The organism is Bacteroidota bacterium, assembly GCA_013360915.1.
In the GTDB taxonomy this organism is placed as follows: Bacteria; Bacteroidota; JABWAT01; order JABWAT01; family JABWAT01; genus JABWAT01.
Genome location: JABWAT010000001.1, coordinates 647,372 through 668,052 on the forward strand (window position 1 = coordinate 647,372; position 20,681 = coordinate 668,052).

The 20,681-nt window shown below is 50.1% G+C and carries 14 protein-coding genes and 1 tRNA gene; all 15 read right to left on the reverse strand.

Annotated features, from left to right (window positions below; all coding sequences use genetic code 11):
• Positions 1–25: 25 nt before the first annotated feature.
• The 15 genes from rho to HUU10_02885 all read right to left on the reverse strand — a co-directional run bounded on the left by rho (position 26) and on the right by HUU10_02885 (position 20,673).
• Positions 26–1,291: a transcription termination factor Rho gene (gene rho / locus HUU10_02815; GenBank protein NUQ80519.1), complete on the reverse strand. Its 1,266-nt coding sequence runs from the start codon at positions 1,289–1,291 to the stop codon at positions 26–28.
• Positions 1,292–1,467: 176 nt separating this feature from the next.
• A complete protein-coding gene (locus tag HUU10_02820; GenBank protein NUQ80520.1) occupies positions 1,468–2,706 on the reverse strand; it encodes a bifunctional folylpolyglutamate synthase/dihydrofolate synthase in 1,239 nt (412 codons plus the stop codon).
• A complete protein-coding gene (locus tag HUU10_02825) occupies positions 2,700–5,102 on the reverse strand; it encodes a tetratricopeptide repeat protein (protein NUQ80521.1) in 2,403 nt (800 codons plus the stop codon). Before HUU10_02825 ends, HUU10_02820 begins: the two co-directional genes overlap by 7 nt.
• Positions 5,089–5,838, reverse strand: a complete 750-nt coding sequence (locus tag HUU10_02830) for an NAD-dependent deacylase (GenBank protein NUQ80522.1) — start codon at positions 5,836–5,838, stop codon at positions 5,089–5,091. The genes HUU10_02825 and HUU10_02830 overlap by 14 nt, the downstream gene beginning before the upstream one ends.
• Positions 5,839–5,969: 131 nt before the next feature.
• A complete protein-coding gene (locus tag HUU10_02835) occupies positions 5,970–6,380 on the reverse strand; it encodes a F0F1 ATP synthase subunit epsilon (protein NUQ80523.1) in 411 nt (136 codons plus the stop codon).
• A gap of 4 nt (positions 6,381–6,384) precedes the next feature.
• Complete coding sequence (gene atpD, locus HUU10_02840; protein ID NUQ80524.1) at positions 6,385–7,869, reverse strand: F0F1 ATP synthase subunit beta; 1,485 nt, start codon at positions 7,867–7,869, stop codon at positions 6,385–6,387.
• Positions 7,870–7,902: 33 nt separating this feature from the next.
• A tRNA-Thr gene (locus tag HUU10_02845) sits at positions 7,903–7,975 on the reverse strand.
• A 154-nt stretch (positions 7,976–8,129) separates the two neighbouring features.
• A complete protein-coding gene (locus HUU10_02850; GenBank protein ID NUQ80525.1) occupies positions 8,130–8,588 on the reverse strand; it encodes a RidA family protein in 459 nt (152 codons plus the stop codon).
• Positions 8,589–8,591: 3 nt separating this feature from the next.
• Positions 8,592–9,617 carry a low-specificity L-threonine aldolase gene (gene ltaE / locus HUU10_02855; GenBank protein NUQ80526.1) on the reverse strand — a complete coding sequence of 342 codons (1,026 nt, stop codon included), beginning with the start codon at positions 9,615–9,617 and terminating at the stop codon, positions 8,592–8,594.
• Positions 9,618–9,744: 127 nt separating this feature from the next.
• On the reverse strand, positions 9,745–10,674 hold the full coding sequence (locus tag HUU10_02860) for a cation transporter (protein ID NUQ80527.1): 930 nt from the start codon (positions 10,672–10,674) through the stop codon (positions 9,745–9,747).
• A complete protein-coding gene (locus HUU10_02865) occupies positions 10,643–12,508 on the reverse strand; it encodes an excinuclease ABC subunit C (protein NUQ80528.1) in 1,866 nt (621 codons plus the stop codon). Before HUU10_02865 ends, HUU10_02860 begins: the two co-directional genes overlap by 32 nt.
• Positions 12,505–13,644 (reverse strand): 5-(carboxyamino)imidazole ribonucleotide synthase, encoded by a 1,140-nt coding sequence (locus HUU10_02870; GenBank protein NUQ80529.1) that lies wholly within the window; start codon positions 13,642–13,644, stop codon positions 12,505–12,507. Before HUU10_02870 ends, HUU10_02865 begins: the two co-directional genes overlap by 4 nt.
• Positions 13,641–14,141 (reverse strand): 5-(carboxyamino)imidazole ribonucleotide mutase, encoded by a 501-nt coding sequence (purE, locus tag HUU10_02875; protein NUQ80530.1) that lies wholly within the window; start codon positions 14,139–14,141, stop codon positions 13,641–13,643. The genes HUU10_02870 and purE overlap by 4 nt, the downstream gene beginning before the upstream one ends.
• Positions 14,142–14,202: 61 nt before the next feature.
• A complete protein-coding gene (locus tag HUU10_02880; GenBank protein ID NUQ80531.1) occupies positions 14,203–17,922 on the reverse strand; it encodes a DUF3857 domain-containing protein in 3,720 nt (1,239 codons plus the stop codon).
• A 138-nt stretch (positions 17,923–18,060) separates the two neighbouring features.
• On the reverse strand, positions 18,061–20,673 hold the full coding sequence (locus tag HUU10_02885) for a T9SS type A sorting domain-containing protein (protein ID NUQ80532.1): 2,613 nt from the start codon (positions 20,671–20,673) through the stop codon (positions 18,061–18,063).
• Between the last annotated feature and the right edge of the window lie 8 nt (positions 20,674–20,681).

The following is a 20,681-nucleotide window of genomic DNA, read 5'->3' on the forward strand; positions in this document are numbered from 1 at the left end:
TTTCTGAATCAGAACATCCGGGGGTTTACCCGTTCATGCTTCGCAGAAATTCGCGGTTGTTTTTTGTTCCGCGCATTTTATCGAGCAGAAATTCCATGGCTTCGATGGGGTTCATATCAGAAAGAATTTTCCTCAGAATCCAGATCCGGTTCAGATCTTCGGGCGGAATGAGCAATTCTTCCTTCCGTGTACCTGACCGGAGAAGATCGATGGCCGGGAAAATCCGTCGGTCGGAAAGACGACGGTCCAGAATGATTTCCATGTTACCGGTTCCCTTGAACTCTTCAAAAATCACATCATCCATCCGGCTTCCGGTATCGATCAGGGCAGTGGCGATGATGGTAAGCGATCCGCCTTCTTCCACATTCCGGGCTGCACCGAAAAACCGTTTCGGGCGATGTAAGGCATTGGAATCCAATCCACCAGAAAGAATCTTACCCGAGTGGGGAACCACAACGTTATAGGCGCGGGCCAGACGGGTGATGGAATCGAGCAGAATCACCACATCCTTCTTTGCCTCAACGAGACGGCGGGCTTTTTCCAGTACCATGTCGGAAACCTGAACGTGGCGCTCGGGTGGCTCATCAAAGGTCGAAGCAATGACTTCGGCATTGACCGTGCGTTCCATATCGGTCACTTCCTCTGGCCGCTCATCAATAAGCAACACGATCAGGACCACCTCGGGACTGTTCCGCAGAATGGCATTGGCAATTTTTTGCAGCAACACGGTTTTACCCGTCTTCGGCTGGGCGGTGATCAATCCCCGCTGACCTTTCCCAACTGGTGTGAACAAATCCATGATCCGAAGTGAATAATCGCCGGGAGCCGACTCAAGGGAGAGTCTTTTTTCCGCATAGAGAGGCGTTAAGTTATCGAAAAGCACACGGTCACGGGTACGGTCCGGATCAAGATCATTGACCTTATCTACCCGGAGCAGGGCAAAAAAGCGTTCGCCTTCCTTCGGGGGACGAACCTGTCCCAGCACGGTATCACCGGTACGAAGGTTGAAACGTTTAATCTGCGAGGGGGAAACATAAATGTCATCCGGACTCGGCAGATAGTTATAATCTGGACTGCGAAGGAAGCCATATCCGTCAGGAAGAGTTTCCAGAACCCCTGAGTTGAGAATGACACCCGTTTCCTGATTTTCAGTATCTTTTTTCGATTGTTGTTCAACAATCTTAAAGATCAGTTCCTGTTTGCGAAGGTCATTATAATTCTGCAGGCCAAGTGATTTGGCAATTTCATGCAGTTCAGTGATTTTTTTTAATTTGAGGACGTTAATATCCATTGTGGACATGGAACAGACTCCTGTGTCGGCGGAAGGTGATTAGATCGGAAAAGAAATCAATCGTGGTAAAAAAAATTGTAAGTGAGCCGGAAGTTTGATCAGGTAAAAACCTTTGGTGTAGCGTTGCTGGAGAAACCTCTCGGTACAGAACTTGAATGGTGGTCGAAAATTATACATTACTGATAAATAGTCAAGCCTGAGGGCGATTTTTTTACCCATCCGGCCGTTTCCAGGGCCGAAAATACGTTCCCCAACAGGTACAGACTGCCGGCAACCAGAACGGGTCTCCGATCCTGCCGGTCAGCAAGTGCATGGATTGCCCCCATGGCGTTTTGATGAGACCGGAAAGAAAAACCATGTGTGGTTGCTTCTTCGGACAGGCGTTCAGCCGTCATTCCACGTGCTGGTTCGGGAACCAGCAGGTCCAGGGAAGTCACCCATCCCTTCAGGCCTTCCAACATATCAGAAACCGATTTGTCCCCCACACACCCAAACAGAAAAACAGGTTCTGTATGAGGAAACTCATGGTTCCATGCCTTTTGCAGGGCTTTGATCCCATCCGGATTGTGGGCGGCATCGAAAATCCAGGTTTTATGGTTAACCGGTATGGTATGAAACCGTCCCTCCAGGCCAGTGAGAGTGGTAAACCGGTCCAGATGATCCCTGAATCCGACGGGAAGCGGTATCTGTCTTCCGGCAAACCACCCATGCAGGATATGTTCGGCCAAACGACGGTTTTTCAGCAGAAAGGGGTCATCGGATTCTTCCATGACCTGCAAATGGGCCTCTTTTTCACGGGCCACCTCGGTGATAACATCAAGTGCTTCCCGGGGCACAGGTCCGCAGAAAACAGGCTTCCCTGTTTTAATAATCCCGGCTTTTTCCCTGGCAATGGCAGCAATGGTAGTTCCCAGGTATTGCTGATGATCGAGGCCGATCGAGGTGATCACCGAACAATCCGGATCAACCACATTGGTCGCATCCAGACGGCCACCCATTCCGGTTTCAAGCACAACCACATCGACCTGTTTTTGGGCAAACCACCAGAAGGCCACAGCGGTGACTGTTTCAAAGAAGGTCAGATTCAGCCGCAGGGCCAGCGGTTCAACATGAGCCAATCCTTCCAGAAATTCCTCATCCGGAATCATGGAGGCATTCAGGCGGATCCGCTCATTCAGGTAGCGGATGTGGGGAGACGTATATAAACCGACTTTCAGACCTGCACTCTGCAAACCGGCCGACAGATAACTACAGGTACTTCCCTTCCCATTGGTTCCGGCAACATGAATCACCGGATAGGCACGCTCCGGATAACCAAGTTCTGACAGGATGGAATGCATGCCCTCCAATCCGGGTTTGATACCAAACCAGATCCGGTCCCGCAGAAACCCGATCAGGTGGTCACGGTTCACCATAGAACGGACAGTTTGGGCTGACGTTTAAATCGTGGAGGCAAATTGGTAAATACCGTAAAAACCACTTCTTCTTTTTTCGTTCCGCCATCTTTAACCTGTTGTTCTTCCGGCCTGGCGGAGGTCACCTGTGGTGTTTCGGCATTTTTTCCGGTGGTTGCAGGAGCTACTTTGGCCGCATCGGCCATTTGTTTTTTCAGAGTTACAGCAATATCAGATTTCGGATAGGAAGCCAGTATCCGTTTATAATAACTCATGGCCAGATCGGTGTTCTGACGGTAATACTCCTGAAAATAACCCGATGCATACAGAAGCCGTGGAAAATAATTGGCAGTGGTATCGGCGGATTGAAGTGATTGGAGCAAATTCCAGGAAGAATCGGCCTGACCTGCCATCATCATAGAAATCGCCTCATTCAGCCGTGTTTCCTCTGCCTTTCTGATCAGCCCGATTGAATCGGTCATGCCAAGCCGAATCCTGGCTTCCTTTCCGTATTCAGTATCGGGAAACTGATTCATCAGCGACGTCAGGGTGGTCCGGTAACCGGTCGTGTCATTTTTCCGGAATTGTGAAGCAGAACGGGCATACAATAACCTGGGCAATCGGGGCGAACCGGCATACAACCGCTCGGCAAGGGCCACTCTGGTAATGACAGAATCGTCTTCCATGGTTCTGAAATAGGCCATTTCGATGAGTTGTTCAATGACCGTGAGACGGTTTTCCAACAGTTTGGCAAAAGAAGCAGAATCAGAAGCCTGAGAAAACCGGTTTTTACGTTTGTTTCTGATCAGAAACTTGCTGTATTCTTTTTCAGAAAACGGATCGGGTTTTTCAACCATCTGAGACCGTTGATTCGATTGACCACCGGCATTCCCTGACCGCTGAGAGGGCTGGCTTCGTCGCTGAATCTGTTTATCCGTGGTAACCTGCCCGGAGGTGGACGATCCGGCAAAAGGATCTGGTTCGGGCACAGGAACCGGTTCGGGTTGCTGAAACAGTCCCGTTTCATCATTGGTCGGAGGAAGAATGGGTGGGGGAACCGGCACAGATTGCTCTTGCTGAAAAAACATGTTCTCTTCTGATTCAGCATCCGCAATCACCGGATCCATCTTTTCGGAAACCTTTACGGAATCGGATTTCAGGCTATCGGGCAACTCAACCGGTTTTATCAGAATACCAAGTGAAAGAACCGAATCCAGTTCCTGAAAATCGTAATTTAATTCCAGATACTCCTGTATCCGCGACGCCCGGTTTCTGGAGACGGTAATGGTGGTATCGCCGGGTTGAGCATTCCCCGAACTTCCCTTTTCATAAAAATAACGCGACAGTTCAAGGTCCTTGATGGTCGTTTCATAGATCTCACCGACTTCCTGCCAGGCTTTCGGGATCAGGGTTGAGGCCGGATTGTCGGTAATAAACGTCCGGTATTGAGCAACCGCCGAAGGAATGTTGCCTCCGGCCCGATCGATCCTGGCTTGCTCCAATACCATCAGTGGATGGTAATTACCCAAATCATCATCATCAAGTAACCGGTCAAGAGCATTTTGGGCCCCTTCGACATCGCCCGATTGAAGAAAACATTCCACTTCACGGATACCGGCCCAATACCAGGCTGCAGGCAGTGACGATTGGGAGGCGGACCGCCGGAACCATTCACGGGCACTGGTATAGTCCCCCTGATTCTGCCTGGATCGGCCAAGAAGATAACTGGCCCGTGACAATGCTTCCTGATCATCATACAGGAGAATACCGGCTTCAAGGTAAGTGACTGCCAGCTTATACTCACCCACCTGAAAAAACCGATCAGCCAGCAGAAGGTTTGCTTCGCCTTTGATCGGATCTGGTATATCCGGCCGGTCGATGATTCCTTCCATCAGGATGATGGCTTCCTCTGTTTTCATTTGCTCCAGATAGGTCCGGGCCAGGAACAGGGTGGCTTCAAAGACCACATCGGGATCATGATAATTCGAAATGACTTCCTTGAATTTTCGTTCAGCCGGTGAGAAGTCTCCCATGAAATAATAGCTTTTGCCCATCATCAGAAGGGCATCGTCCACCAGATCACTCCCTTCTGCATTCTGTACAATACTCAGGGTTTTCTGCACAACCTTTTGTAATTCGCCCCGCCCCACACTTCCCTTTTTAAACACGGGAAATACCGAGACAATATCACCCCCGGTTTTCAGATTCTGTTCATAAAATCCTCTGATTACCTTCTGATAAAGGCGGTCTGCGTTATAATAGGCATTAAAGTAGGCGGTAAAATTATACCACCATCTTTCATAAACGGGAAGGGGGGTCTTCTTTTCTTCGGTCCCGGTGGTTTCCTGGGCCAGAACCGAAGAAACTTGCGGAAAAAGAATCAGACTGGCAAAAATGAGAAACTTACCTGGTTTCAAACTGTTTCCTGATTTCATTGACCAGCAACGGAAGGAATTCACCTGACCGCGCAAAAACATGGTATCCAGACAGGACCGATACCGGAGTTTCCTCTGGATTGATCACCATGACCAGTTTTCCCTGTCTGGCGGCATCAAAAGGCAGTCTTGCTGCAGGATAGACTTCTGCAGAGGTGCCAATTACCATAAAAATCGTACATTCATCGGTTTTGCGAAAGGCATTTTCGAGCACACCCACCGGCAACTGTTCGCCAAACCAGACCACATCGGGACGAACCAGCCCGCCGCACCGGTCACACCGGGGAGGAAGCTCCGTGATTTCCTCCTTTCCAGTTCCGCAGGAAATACAATAATTCCGTTCAATGTTTCCGTGTAACTCCAGAACCCTGGTGGAACCTGCACGCTGGTGAAGATTATCAATATTCTGCGTCACCAGGGTAAAGTCTCCGAACAATTTTTGCATTTCAACCAGTGCAAAATGACCTGCATTCGGCAGGACCGATTGGATGGTATCCTTTCTGAACTGATACCACTGCCACACCAATTCCGGATCCCGCAGAAAGGCCGTAAAATCAGCAAGATCTTTCGGATTAAACTTTGACCACAAGCCCGTTGTCTTGTCACGGAAGGTGGCAATTCCGCTTTCAGCCGACACACCGGCGCCGGTGAGAACCACCACTTTCGAGTCGGGTGTGAAGCGGGCGGCCAGTTCAGCCGGAGTTGGATTAATGATCATGAAGGGTCAGCAGAAGACGACTCTTGCCAGAGGGAACAGAAACCAATGCAACAGGAATGAAAACCGCGCAGGGAATTTCAACGGGTGTCCGGGAGGGGGCGGAGTCAATCAGACGCCTCTCACCCCTGAAATCAGGACGATTTTCCCGATACCCGGATCCGGGCGATGGCTCTTAAAAGAGCCAGACGGGCGCGAGCATCATCCATGTCGGCCTTGCGTTGACGAAGACGGTCTTCGGCACGCTTTTTAGAAGCTTCAGCACGCTGAATATCAATTTCTTCGGCCCGCTCAGCGGTCTCAGCCAGCAGAATCACTTCGTTCCGGTGCACTTCGAGAAATCCACCGCTGACTGCATAATACTGAGTCATGCCATCCACTGTGATCACTTTCACTTCACCGGGATGAAGTTCCGAAATGAAATCGGCGTGATTGGGAAGGATGGTGAAACTACCATTCACACCGGGAGCAGTGACCTGAACCACCTCACCGGCGAACATGGACCTGACCGGCGACACCATGCTCAGATGAAGACGTTTTTCCATGGTATCAGCTCACCTGTTCACGGATTTTACGGGCTTTTTCGATGGCTTCTTCGATACCACCCACCATGTAGAAGGCATTTTCCGGAAGGTCGTCATATTCACCGCTCACAATGCCTTTGAAGCCCTTGATGGTATCTTCAATTTTGACATATTTTCCGGGTGACCCGGTAAAAGCTTCGGCCACATGGAACGGCTGAGAAAGGAATTTTTCTACCTTACGGGCACGGGCGACAACCAGTTTATCCTCTTCGCTCAGTTCATCCATACCCAGGATGGCAATAATATCCTGAAGATCTTTATACTTCTGAAGGATGTTCTTCACTGCCTGAGCGGTTTCATAATGTTCCTTACCCACGATCCGTGGAGACAGAATCCGTGAGGTGGAATCAAGCGGATCCACGGCCGGATAAATCCCCTTCTCTGAGATGGACCGCGATAACACGGTGGTGGCATCCAGGTGGGAAAAGGTGGTAGCCGGAGCAGGGTCAGTCAAATCATCGGCCGGAACGTAGACAGCCTGAACCGAGGTGATCGATCCGTTACGGGTCGAAGTGATCCGCTCCTGTAAAATACCCATTTCAGTGGCGAGGGTAGGTTGGTAACCAACGGCAGATGGCATCCGGCCAAGAAGAGCCGATACTTCCGATCCGGCCTGGGTAAACCGGAAAATATTGTCAACAAAGAGCAACACATCCCGGTTTTCTTCATCACGGAAGTACTCAGCCATGGCCAAACCAGTCAGAGCCACACGTGCACGGGCTCCAGGAGGTTCGTTCATCTGGCCAAAGACAAAGGCGGCCTTGGAATTTTTCAGATGATCCTTTTTTACCTTGTTTACTTCAAATTTTCCCAGCTCGAGTTCTTCGAGGAAATCTTCACCATAATCGATAATTCCCGATTCGATCATTTCGCGGAGAAGGTCATTTCCTTCACGGGTCCGTTCTCCCACACCGGCAAATACCGAGTAGCCTCCATGGGCCTTGGCAATATTATTGATCAATTCCTGAATAAGAACGGTTTTACCGACACCTGCACCACCAAACAGACCAATTTTTCCACCTTTGGCATAGGGTTCCAGCAAATCGATCACCTTAATACCGGTTTCGAACATTTCCGTTGCAGTTGAAAGATCCTTAAACTCGGGCGCATGACGGTGAATGGGGTATTTCTTGGCAGAGTGAACGTCACCCAGTTTATCGATTGGTAACCCGACTACATTCAACACCCGTCCCAAAACGGCTTCGCCAACCGGAACTTCAATGGGCTTTCCGGTATCATAAACTGGAGTTCCCCGTACCAGACCATCGGTCGTATCCATGGCAATGGTCCGTACCCGGTTTTCTCCGACATGAGACTGCACTTCGAGAACCAGTGTCTCACCATTTCCCCTGTCGATGGTTAAAGAGTTATAAATGGAGGGAAGTTTTCCGCCTGGAAAATCAACGTCAATCACGGGTCCGATGATCTGAGCAATGACACCCTGGTTCATGTGTGGTAATTCCTTTTGGGTTTTATTTAAACGAGCCACCAAGCGGGCTCGAACCGCTGACCTGCTGTTTACGAAACAGCTGCTCTACCGACTGAGCTATGGTGGCGTACTGATTGCAATAAAAGTCTGCGAATTTAATCTCAGCAGGGGCCTAAATCAAAAACTTGCGCATTGCATTTGATACGGACAATCGGTCATTTTTCCGTCAATTCTGCGCCACATCAGAACAAAAACGAAAGAATCGCCGAGGGGGTGCCTTTTCAGTCGGTTTCTACGATTAATTCAATCTCGACAGGGGCATTTTTCGGAAGCTCTGCAACACCGACTGCCGACCGGGCATGCTGCCCGGCAGGACCGAACAGCTCGAGAAGCAGGTCACTGGCGCCATTGATCACCGCCGGTTGGTTGGTGAAACCAGGAGCAGATGCAACGAATCCAACCACCTTCACCACCTTTTTAACCGAGTCCAGATTGCCTGTGAGGGTATGCACGGCTGCCAGCGCATTCAGAATGCAGATCTGAGCACACCGGCGGGCTTCTTCCTCACTGACGGTTTCACCCACTTTTCCGGTTGCGGCCAGCACACCATTCACCGTTGGTAACTGGCCCGAGGTATAGACCAGATTGCCGGTCCGGACCGCCGGTACATAGGATGCCAATGGTGCAGCTACCTGTGGCAACTGGAGGTTCAGACCGGCAAGCTTTTTCATGACAGACATGATTTATCCTTTCACGGTTTGAATAATTTCACAAGCTTTATCGATGTCAGTTTCAGACAGATCCCGATGGGTTACCATCCGGACGTGTCGGCTGGAAAAGGGCGAGGCCAGCACTCCGTTTTCCTTTAATAGCTGAACCCATTCGGGCGCGGAACGACCTGTCTGGCCCACATCCACAATCAGGATATTGGTGCGGACGGTTTCAGGATCGATTCCGACTCCCGGAATATCGGTCCAGATCCCGGCCAGTCGCCTGATACGGTCGTGATCTTTTTTAAGGTCTTTCAGGTGGTGATCAAGTGCATAGATACAGGCAGCAGCCAGGATTCCAGCCTGCCGCATTCCCCCTCCCCACATTTTGCGCAGTCGGTGAGCCTTCGTGATAAATTCCTTTGTCCCGGCAATCACCGACCCAACCGGAGCTCCCAGTCCTTTCGAAAAGCAGAGAGACACCGAATCGACCAGGGCGGTGTAATCATGAACAGGCACGCCGGTTGCAATGTGAGCATTCCACAAACGGGCGCCATCGAGGTGAATCTGTATGCCGGCCTGCCTTGAGAAGGCATACAGATCCTTCATCGTTTCGATCGGATAGATGGTTCCTCCAGCTTTGTTCACAGTATTTTCGAGGGCAATCAGGCGGGTCCAGGGATTCCAGTAAGCCCGGTCACGTATTGCAGAAGCAACCAGATCGGTGGTCAGGATGCCATGACGGCCCCTGAGCGGATGCAGCTGGACCTGAGATAAATTGCCTGCCGCACCCGATTCGTAATTAAATATGTGCGCAGAATAGTCACAGATTACCTCATCACCGGGTTGTGTATGGGTCCGCAGACACAACTGATTTCCCATGGTTCCGCTTGGAACGAACAATGCGGCTTCTTTACCAGTCAGACGGGCCACCCGGTCCTGCAGCTCATTGACAGTTGGATCCTCACCATACACATCATCGCCCACAGCCGCACTCATCATGGCGGCGATCATACCCGGGGTTGGTTTGGTGACAGTATCGGAACGGAGATCAATCATAATTCAAAGACATTCATTTTCAACCATTTAAAGGAACTCTGACTGAGTCCTGGTTCTTTAAAAAAACCGGATGGTGCTATTGTCACCAAATAAGAGCAAAGTGTCAATCTGGCCGATGTTAAAATTGCTAATCCAACTCGGGATGCGTCTCATGAAATCCGGCCGTTCTGCGGGTTCCGTCGGCCAGCACCTCGACCGGATCGACATGAACAAAGGCCTTGGCAATCTCAGGTATGGTTTGCAAAGCGGCCTCCACATCGTCCGAAATCTGGTGCGATTCCCGTGTGGTCAGCCGGTAATCCACTTCGATATGAATTTCAACGTGTATTTTATTTCCCACATAGTGACTCCGGAGGGTATTCAAAGCGAGCACACCCCGGACCGACAGCGCTTTCAATCGGATGGTCCTGATCAGGTCCTCATCGGCGGTTTTTCCCATGAGGTAGTCAATGTTTTCAACACCGATTTCATACCCTCCCTTGAAGATAAATCCGGCTACAATCAGACTCGCAAAGGCATCAAACCAGATCAGACCTGTGCCAGCCAGAGCCACACCCACCAGAGCCACAATGGTTGCAGCCACATCATTTCTTGAATCAATGGCCAACGCACGAATGGAAGGTGAATGAAGTTTCTTGGACAGTTTTCTGAAATACCAGCTCATCACCAGTTTCACAACCACCGTGATTCCCAAGGCAATAAGGGCCACCCCGGCCAGAATCTCCCGGTCGCCCGAAAACATCTGAATCACAGCTTTCTGGGCCACCTCGAAAGCCAGGATCCCGGCAATTACTGCAATTATCAGAGCTGCAATGGGTTCGGCCCTGTGGTGCCCGAAGGGATGCTCTTTATCCGCAGATTGGCTCCCGATTTTTACCCCGACCGCAATCACCGCCGAGGCAATCACATCCATCATCGAATGAAGAGCATCAGAAATCACCGCAAGCGACCCTGAATAGATCCCCAGCGCCAATTTGAGAATCAATAAAAACCCATTACCGATGAGGGCCACGGCACTGGCCCGTTTAACCGACCTGTTCACTACCTGATTGGTCATCCGGTTTCTCCTGATGTTTTAAATGGTTGCGGATTATTTCCGCCTTTTTCTTTCCGACCAGGCCCACGAGTGCCTCATCCGATGCTTCCCTGACTCCCTTCACCGATCCAAAGGTTGTCAGCAGGCTGGCAGTCAGCGTTTTGCCTATTCCCGGAATGGTGAGTAATTCTGAAGTGAGGGTACGTTTAGATCGTTTTTCCCGGTGATAGGTAATGGCAAACCGGTGAGCTTCATCCCGGACCTGCTGTAAAAGCCGAAGTCCCGAGGAGGTCTTTGGCAGCGAGTAGGGGTCTTTATCGCCCGGCAGGTATACTTCCTCCAGCTTTTTCGCCAATCCGATCACCATCACCGATGCTGCAGTGGTTTGTTTTAAAACAGCCACGGCATGGGACAATTGACCTTTCCCTCCATCAATCACAATCAGGTCTGGCAGCGGGAGCTCAGTTGAAAGAGATCCGTTGTACCTTCTCGACATGATTTCGGCCATGGTGGCAAAATCATCGGCACCCACCACGGTTTTTACAGAAAATTTCCGGTAATCCGATTTTTTTGGTTTGCCATCCACGAAACAGACCATGGAGGAAACAGGATCTAAACCCTGAATATTGCTGTTATCAAAACATTCGATCCGGCGGGGAAGTCCCGGTAATCTCAGGTCACGCTGAAGGGCCCGGACCGATCCTGGTACAAATTCTTCAATTTTTTTCTGTTTCTGAAGCATCAGATCGCTGAGGAGGTGACCGGCATTTTTGCGGGCCATGTCGAGCAGTTTAAGTTTTTCGCCAATTCTCGGGATCACTACCGATACTTTCCTGTCAGAAAGCGTACGCAGGGCCGCAGCCAGTCCTGAATAATCGGTATCTGGAAGCGGGGCCACCACCACTTCCTGCGGGATAAAGGCCACGGTTTTATAGTGACGGAACAGGAACGCTTCGAACTGATCGGCCAGCAGTTCTTCATCCAGTCCATCCAGATAAAAATGCTGACTGCCAACCATTTTCCCATCGCGGATCTGTAAAAGAACCACTGCTGCATCGGTACCCAGCACGTCCAGGCCCACCACATCACGATCACCCAGATCATCATTTACAATTTTCTGACGGGCCTCATAAACATCCAGAGCCCTCAGACGATCACGTAACAGCGCAGCTCCCTCGAAATCGAGGGCCTCGGCCCGCTGGTTCATCGCTTCCTGAATTATGGTCCGAAGAACCCGGGTTTTCCCGTTGATCAATTGAACCACCTGATCGATCATTTCCTGATAGTCAGCGCGGGTTTGAAAACCGACGCAGGGGCCCAGACATTTTTTTATATGATAATCGAGACACACTTTCCATTTGCTGGCAGCAATGGTGTCATCGGTCAGAGCCAGATTGCACGACCGGACCATAAAAAGGTCCTTGATCATGCGCAGGGCCTGTTTCATCATTCCCGCGTTGGTGTATGGTCCGAAATACCGGCTGCCATCTTTCACAATCCGTCGGGTCGTGAAAACCCTTGGGAAGGGTTCATTGGTCACCACAATAAACGGGAAGGTCTTATCATCCTTCAGATTTATATTATACCGTGGTTTCAGCTCCTTGACCAGGTTGTTTTCGAGAATGAGAGCTTCCATCTCGGTATCGGTCTGAACAAAATCCACATCCTCGATGTGATTAATCAATGAGACGGTTTTGGCATCGCGGGGGCGACCAGACTGAAAATAACTCCTGACGCGGTTTCGCAGGTTTTTTGCTTTCCCGACGTAGATGATTTTTCCGGTATGATCTTTATACTGATAAACGCCAGGGGTGGTGGGAATGTTTTCGAGCTTTTCGGCCAGAGATGGCTTCATTTTCCATCCAGTGGGGGAATTTTCAGAACTTCCCTTACTTTGCTGATCAGGGAGCTGTCCACCGGATTTCCTGTAATGGTGACATGTCCCATCTTCCGGCCCGGTTTCGGATCGGATTTCCCGTACAGGTGCAGATGAACATCGGGTAAGGACAGCAACGAAGACCAGACTGGTTCTCCACCTGTCCAGCTATCACCCAGTATATTGATCATCACCCCCTGAAGACTGGAACTCGTGCTTCCCAGAGGCAGGTCACAAACCGCCCGGATGTGCTGTTCAAACTGACTTACCGGACCTGTGTTAAAGGTAACATGACCCGAATTGTGGGGACGGGGAGCAATTTCATTAATCAGCAGATTCCCTGCCCGGTCCACAAAAAGTTCAATGGTGAGAAGACCGATCAGTCCCATGTGCTCGGCCACTTCAGAAGCAATGCGGACCGCCTCTTTCTGGATGGCAGACCCGATTCGGGCCGGAAAAAAGGTGGTATCAAGAATGTGGTGACGGTGAATGTTTTCGAAAACCGGAAAAACAGCCACCTGTCCGTAGGCATTGCGTGCTACGATGACCGAAATCTCGGCTTCAAAATCGACCCACTGTTCCAGAATCGCCGATTTGACCGACAAATTCTCCCAGGCGGCAGTGGCATCGGCAGCCGAGTGCAGTTTTGCCTGACCTTTGCCATCGTAACCCAGAGTCAGGGTTTTGAGAACAGCGCGGGTCTTCCATTTTTCCATCTGTGCGGCAATGTCACCTGCCGACCGGACAGCCGCATAAGGTGTGGTGGGAAATCCTTTTCCTGAAAACCAGTTTTTCTCGGTCAACCGGTTTTGTGAAATTTGCAACACTTCCGGATCGGGATGAATCGGGGTAAGCGTCTGTATCGCAGTCAGGACATCTGCGGGGATGTTTTCGAATTCGAAGGTGATCACATGACATCCCTGTGCAAACGAACTGATCAGATCAATGTCTTCATAGGCACCATTGACTTCAAGATCACAAACCTGCCCGGCTGGTGAGTGGATTCCCGGTCCGTATACATAAACGGTGTAGCCGAGTTTCTTCGCCTCGATGGCGCTCATCCGACCCAACTGACCATTTCCGATAATTCCGATTATCTGACCGGGACGAATCATTCCAGTGTCTGTGCCTGAACGTTCAAAGTTTGTTCCTCGCGGAAGTCATGCAGACGTTTTCTCAGGGATGGATCGGCATTGGCCAATATGGATACAGCCAGCAAGGCTGCGTTTTTGGCACCACTTTCCCCGATGGCCAACGTTCCGACCGGAATGCCGGCCGGCATCTGGACAATGGAAAGCAAAGAATCCAGACCATTCAATGCCCGGCTCTGAACAGGAACTCCCAAAACAGGTAAAACCGTCATCGAGGCGACCATTCCGGGTAAGTGAGCAGCACCACCGGCTCCCGCAATAATCACCTGCAAACCCCGGCTTTCGGCTGTACGGGCGTAATCAGTCATCTGCAGGGGGGTACGGTGTGCGGAGACGATTTTCTTTTCGTATGGAACTTGAAACTGATCAAGAAGAGCTGCCGCATGTTTCATGGTTTCCCAATCGGAGTGGCTGCCCATGATCAGGCCTACCTTCGGGTCGGTTTGTGTGGAGGTTCCCATAAAATTCCGGTTTCTGTTTACAGTAAAGTTACCTTAAAAATCACGAAGATGGGTGCAGCCCTTATTTCAGCAGCAGCTGCGTGGCATCGGCCTTTTCAATCTCCTTGAAAAACGTACGGACGGTTTTGTATTCGGTGGTTGGAATCCGTGTTTTAGTCAGTTTCAGAACCCGGCTTACCACCAGTTTACCCTTTTCCATTTTAAAAGTCAGATTGTAAGAACCCACCGGAGAGGTGAGTGAGACATTTTTCGGAATTTCGACCGGCTTCATTTTTCCCGGAAAACTGATAAAGAGGGTTTCGACAGATTCATCCGTTTCCGTGTCATAAATCAGGTCTGTTTTCCGGCTGTCTGCACCAAAGATGTGGCTGTCATCGAAGGGGCTTGACCAGGGAAACCGGAACACCTGAAATCCAGCCAGTGTGGTCACCCAGTCTTCCACCGAAAATTCATATGTGGTTTTTACCAGTGAATCCAGTTTGGTAAGATCGCTGAATATCAGGGTATCAATGGTCAGGTTTTTAAATTCAGTGTTGTTTTTTACAAACTGGTCTTTCCGCTCCTGATAGCTGAGCTGCCGCCAGCCATTTCGTAACCGGGCAGTCAGGACCCCGGTTCTGGCCGATTCCTCCCTGATTTTCAGCTTACCATCTGCCAGTACCTGAACATCCAGATTCCGACGGATGTTATTGGGATCAAACCAGGACGGATTCAGATAACCCGGCTCGGTAACACCCGGTTTAATCAGAAGGAAAAAGGCTCCCCGATCGAGATAAGGGACCGTGCCCATGGAGTAGTTGGCACCGGTCATATCCACGTAACGCATTCCATCTGGTAACTCAACAGCCACGATGGCATGGTTGAAATCGATGGAAGGAAGTGCATTCTCGTTTAATCCTTCATCCCAGGTATTGACCAGAACATACCAGGCCTGCACACCTGTTTCCCTCAGCAGGGCAATGGCGAGCGTGGCCATGTCCTTGCAGTCACCGATCCGGGTGGCACAAACCTCGCGGGCGGTCTGGGGAATGTGTCCTGATTGCCGGAAGGACTCACTGGAATATTTGATATTCTCGGTAACCCAATAATGAATAGCTTTCAGTTTCTGCTCGGGTGATTTGGGGTAACCATCCGGAAAAATCTCTGCCAGTGTTTCCTTCAGTTCAGGTGTCAGCCGGGTCTTATTGGCTGTTAGGTCCAGATACCAGTTAACAATAAAACTCCAATTGGGAAGACTGCTGATTTCCACCCGTTTCACGATGTCGGCCAATGGCGGTGAGTTGGGCTCCATGGCAATGCCGGGTTCATTCCTGACCACCCATTCAGTAATAACCCCGCCTTTCACCGAACGGTTGGTGGGTTCCGGGGCTCCTTTGAATGAACGGTAGTTAAACTTGAAATCATCCGGGGTCTTCAGGGAATAACGAAGATTCAAAACCGGGTAATAATAATTCAGATTCACCGATTCCCAGAAATGCTCGGAAAGTTTGCCGCGGTAAAAGTATTGAATCTTCCATCGCATGTGGATGATGTCCCCTGGCTGCAGGGATTTGAACACCAACTGATTGCGGTCGTTATCGGCCTGAATTTCATCTCCGTTGGGCTTGATTACCACTTTCTTCTCAATGGTCAGTTCCTCCCCTGCCGGATTGAAATCAATAAAGTAATCTTTAAAGCGTTCGACCCCTCGGTCATTATACACCTTGATCACCACATCCACCAGAGATTCAGAGGCTCCATTGGGGTAGACCACCCGGCGGGTGTCATCAACCAGAAACAGAGCCCCTTCCGAATAGTCCGGGTGAAAATCGGGTGCATTCCGGATGATACTATCTATGTTCCATGTGCTGAAATTGGTAAAGGCTGACGATTTTCCTTCCAGTTCAAGCAGTTTTTCCCGGAACGAGTAAGCAACCGGATTGTAAAGAATGGCTTCTGAAAAATATTTCTTTGCTTCGGCTGTTTTATCCTGAACCCGCATGATTTCACCGAGCGAGCCGAGATAATCATCATTCTGCGGTGCAATGCTGAGTGCCTTTCTGAGCTTTTCTTCCGATTTGGCATACTCCTGAACATAGAAATACAGGGATCCCCAGGTGAACCAGTTTGATGGCGAGGCCGGATCAAATTCGACCAGATCCTTCATATCATCTTCAAACTGATCCAACCGGCCCAGACGAAAGTTCAGGGCAGCTTTGGTCATCAGGGCTCCGCTATTTTGTTTGAGCCCCAGGTATTTTTCCAGTTTTGTCAGTGAAGCCATCACCCCCTGACTGGTCTCAAGCTGGGTTGAAATCCAGTTATCATAAAAGCCCCATTCGTAAGGGAACTTATTCAGGGCTTCCAGTGAAGTCGAAATCAGTTCCTCCTTCATATTCCGGTCTTTGTAGTAATCGATGAGCAAACTGTAATATGTTTCTGAATCGGGAAGCAGTTTCTTCAGGTCATTCAGATGTTCACGTGCTGCATCCCAGTTCTGGTTCCGGTTTGCACGGTAATACCGGTAAATAATCAGATCAGGAAATTTCGACCCCATTTTTTCCAGCCGGGTGTAAATGGTGTTGTATTCATCATATTTTTTAGCCCTGATCAACGCTTCAGTAAGCCGGTCATAGAACAGAATGGATTCGGGGAATTCCTTCAATCCCTTTTCCAGAACGACTTCGGCTTCAGGCGCTTTGTCATTCCTGAGCAACACCTCGGCCAGGAACAGATAATTGTCGGCTTGGGACGGATTTTCTTTAAGTTTTCTGGTGAACCAGGACTCAGTGAATGACGGGACCATTTCAACAGAAACCGGGCCGGGAGAATACGATTTTTTTAAAATATTAACGTTTACATTCTTAAGCGGAAACCCCGACAAATCGGTAATACGGAACATGAAATTGTTCCGGGTGATTTCAGAAGCACCGACTTTGACGAGCAGCCGGTTCCAGCCACTCTTAAGTCCGACTCTGGCAATGTAAGTATCCTGATCATTATTGAACTCATCAGATACAGACATGATAGCCTGATCATTCAGAAAAACTTTTAAAGAGCCACTGGTTCCCACACGGAACAGAACGGTCTGATCGGTTTCAGAGAAAACGAAGGTATTGGCGTAATAAATGGCCCGGGCCTGACCGTAGTATAACGTAAAATCCACCCACCGATCCCGCCGCAATACCGGAATTTTCATCCATTTAACAGGGATGCCGGCCAACCCGGAAAAGGTTTCTGCCGGATCAAAATTCACCTCGGGACCGTAAACCTTTTCGTGACCCGATCCCGAAATATTATCGAAAGGACCGGTAATCATCCAGTCATCGACAGTGCCAACTTTTTTAAATTGCTCCTCTGCCAGACCGATCTCCCCTCTTTCAAGGTACCACTCCCCAAGGTTTGAATAGGCAAAGGAACGGTACAACCCGATGGAATCGGGTTTTTCAATCATGTTCTTCAGCACCTGGGGAAACGCAGGATGCCGGCGTCCGCGAAGGGTCGTGAATGTTTCATTGATCCAGGAAGCATACACATATGGATTGGCGTCGGGAACGGTTTTGCTGAAATCCAGGAAGGATTGAAACGCTTTGTCGTGCTGTTTCATCAGGTTTTGGAGAAAGTACTGACCCAGCATGGCCCGGCTGTAATCGGGATCATCTGACTTAACCGATCTGAACACCACAGCAGCAGAATCAAAACGGTTATTAAGCAGATGGTTCCAGCCGATATCGGCCGGACCTGCAAAGGAGTCAAAGGCGATAAAGACAACACTGCATAAAACGACCAGGGATCGGATCATGGTACTTCCTGACAGATTGATTTCGGTAAGCCACAAAAATAAGACCGGATCGGGCTTTTTTAAGAAGCCGTCTCATGAAATAAGAAAGCCGGGCCCATTGCTGAACCCGGCTTACTGTGTCATTGAAAGGTTGCAGTATCAGCGAATCAATACCGCCCGTATGGTTTCTGATTGATTACCGGAAAGGAGTCTGATGAGATAAACACCAGAGGATAATCCGGTTGCATTGAAGAATAGCTGGCTTTCCCCGGCAGGGAACCGTTGGTTATCTGCAAGTACAGCCACCCGTTTTCCTGTCAGATCGAATACATCAAGCCTGATTTCACCGGGCCGATCCAATGAAAAGCGAATTCTGCTGGTGGGATTAAAAGGATTCGGATAGGCAGAAAGCAACCGGAAGGAGGCTGGTTCAGTTACGTCCTGAACAGAGGTCAATACCGAGGACCCGGTTAGTCGCAGAACCCGGTTCTGTGAAAGAATGGAAACAAACAACTCTCCGGTCTGACTGTTAACCGCCAGACCGGTGGCCGGGAAATTGACTGCCTGACCAACTTCTTCAAAAATTTGACCGAAAGCTGCCTGGCCCAGAACACGATCAGCAGATGCACCTGATGGTTTCTCCCCGGCATCATACCATACCATAACGCGGCGGTTACCAGTATCACCGATATACAGATTGCCGTTGTCATCAACTGCTATACCAACGGGGGTCAGAACATTGTTTGCATTGCCGCTGGTAACGGTGGTAGTAAAAGAATTCTGCCCGAGTACGCCATCAGCATCGGAACCGTCGGCCTTTGCCGATGCATTGGTAAACCAAAGAATCCGGTTATTCAGGCCATCTGACACCCACAAGGTACCAACCGAATCCACGGCAATCCCATTGGGAGAAGAAAGGGTATTTGCGTTCGCAGATCCGCCCCGGTTTCGGGATCCCGAGGTAAAATCGGCCTGCCCCAACACACCATCTGCAGGTGCACCGCTTTCCTTCAGATGTGCCTGATTCCATCGAAGAATCCGGCTGACCGTCGTGCTGGTCCCATCGGCAAGAAAAACGGTCCCGTATTTATCAACTGCAACAGCGATGGCTGTTGTGGAAATGGTTGAAGCGGATAGGGTTCCTGCCGAGTTTCCGGCCAAATTCACCGTGGTGAAATCCGGCTGACCGAGAACACCATCTGCAGGTGAACCACTGGGTTTTTCCCAGGCCTGATCAAAACGAAGCAGCCGCGCATTGCCACGGTCGATCACCCAAAGCCGTCCTGAGAGCGGGTCCACCGCAATTCCGTATGGAAAGGAAAGGGTATTTGCTGCAGGATCACCACCACGGTTAGCCAGATCAACAGAGAAGGAAGCCTGACCAAAAACCGCTTCAGCCTCTGCCCCGGTCATCAGACTGTTCATATCAAAACGCAGGACACGATTGTTTCCTGAATCGGATATATAGACTTTTTTCCTGAGAGTATCGATGGCTACACCACCGGGTGACCGCAGTGAGGAAGGACCCTGAATTGCCGGAAGACTTTCCATATCAGGGGCACCGAGTACTCCATCTGCTCCAGCCCCATTTACCTTTGAAGCAGCCTGATTGAACCACAATAACCGTCGGTTTCCGAAATCCAGCACAAACAGCCTGCCACCGGCTGCAGCAAGGTAACCCGAACCTCGTAAAGAAGAGGCAGAAAGACCGGGCTTTGAAGAGGTAAAATCGGGTTGACCCAAAACACCATCTGCGTCGGCTCCATTTGCTTTTCCTGCTGCCAGATCAAACCGAAGAATCCGGTTATTGTTCTCCCCAACCCACAGGGTCTGATTCTCTGCCGTCAAGCCAAACACAAAATCAAAACCAGATGCTGAAACAGATCCACCCCGGTTTTTCTGATTGGCTTCAAAATTTGATTGCCCGAGAATACCGTCTGCCGGCGCACCATTGCTTTTTCCGGCTGCGTTATCAAACCGCAGAATCCGGTAGTTATTCATATCGGCAACGAACAGATTTCCACTGCTGTCCAATGCCGCATACCAGGGTGAATTGAACCGGGAAGCAGACAATGCTGAAGATCCGATGGTAAACCCAGTCTGACCAAGAACCGCAACGGCAGTATCTCCTGTGGTCAGAGAAGAAGATCCATCAAACCGGAGCACCCGGTTATTGCCCTGATCGACCACCCACAGACGGTCCTTTTCAACCTGAAGTCCCCGCGGTTGGGCCAGTGTCCAGGCTTGTGGTCCGGTACCACGATTCCGGCTGTTGCTGAACAGATCAGGCTGCCCAAGAACTCCATCTGCAGGTCCGGCCGTTTCTCTGGTGACCGCCTGATCCCAAAACAGAACCCGATGGTTAAATGTATCGGAAACGAACAATCGACCGGTGCTGTCAATGGCAACCCCACTTGCAGATGGTGCAAGCGTGGCATTCAACGGTCCGCCGATGTTGGTTCCTGAAACCGGATCAATCGGTTCTCCGAAAAAGAGCTCTGGTTGGGTTCCCGACACATAATTTTCAACCGACGGCCATCTTGCAACCCGCTGATACAATCCATCCAGAATGAAAATTTTCCCGGTTTTCTTATCGATCGCTACCCCACGTGGCTCTCCAATCCGATCGGGCACCGGGGCCATGGCTGGCCGGGTTGATGAATAAGTCATCTGACCCAATACGGCATCTGCCGCCTGACCATTCACCCACTGTGCGTAGACAGAAAACGAATTGAAAATGACCAGAAATGATACCGAAAGCACTTTCAGCATTTACAAGC

Excerpts from the sequence above, each read along its gene's own strand:
- rho (NUQ80519.1), bottom strand. The coding sequence starts at position 1,291 with ATGGATATTAACGTCCTCAAATTAAAAAAAATCACTGAACTGCATGAA.
- HUU10_02860 (NUQ80527.1), bottom strand. The coding sequence starts at position 10,674 with ATGACCAATCAGGTAGTGAACAGGTCGGTTAAACGGGCCAGTGCCGTG.
- purE (NUQ80530.1), bottom strand. The coding sequence starts at position 14,141 with ATGGGAACCTCCACACAAACCGACCCGAAGGTAGGCCTGATCATGGGC.
- HUU10_02870 (NUQ80529.1), bottom strand. The coding sequence starts at position 13,644 with ATGATTCGTCCCGGTCAGATAATCGGAATTATCGGAAATGGTCAGTTG.
- HUU10_02830 (NUQ80522.1), bottom strand. The coding sequence starts at position 5,838 with ATGATCATTAATCCAACTCCGGCTGAACTGGCCGCCCGCTTCACACCC.
- ltaE (NUQ80526.1), bottom strand. The coding sequence starts at position 9,617 with ATGATTGATCTCCGTTCCGATACTGTCACCAAACCAACCCCGGGTATG.
- HUU10_02835 (NUQ80523.1), bottom strand. The coding sequence starts at position 6,380 with ATGGAAAAACGTCTTCATCTGAGCATGGTGTCGCCGGTCAGGTCCATG.
- atpD (NUQ80524.1), bottom strand. The coding sequence starts at position 7,869 with ATGAACCAGGGTGTCATTGCTCAGATCATCGGACCCGTGATTGACGTT.
- HUU10_02850 (NUQ80525.1), bottom strand. The coding sequence starts at position 8,588 with ATGTCTGTCATGAAAAAGCTTGCCGGTCTGAACCTCCAGTTGCCACAG.
- HUU10_02880 (NUQ80531.1), bottom strand. The coding sequence starts at position 17,922 with ATGATCCGATCCCTGGTCGTTTTATGCAGTGTTGTCTTTATCGCCTTT.
- HUU10_02885 (NUQ80532.1), bottom strand. The coding sequence starts at position 20,673 with ATGCTGAAAGTGCTTTCGGTATCATTTCTGGTCATTTTCAATTCGTTT.
- HUU10_02865 (NUQ80528.1), bottom strand. The coding sequence starts at position 12,508 with ATGAAGCCATCTCTGGCCGAAAAGCTCGAAAACATTCCCACCACCCCT.
- HUU10_02820 (NUQ80520.1), bottom strand. The coding sequence starts at position 2,706 with ATGGTGAACCGTGACCACCTGATCGGGTTTCTGCGGGACCGGATCTGG.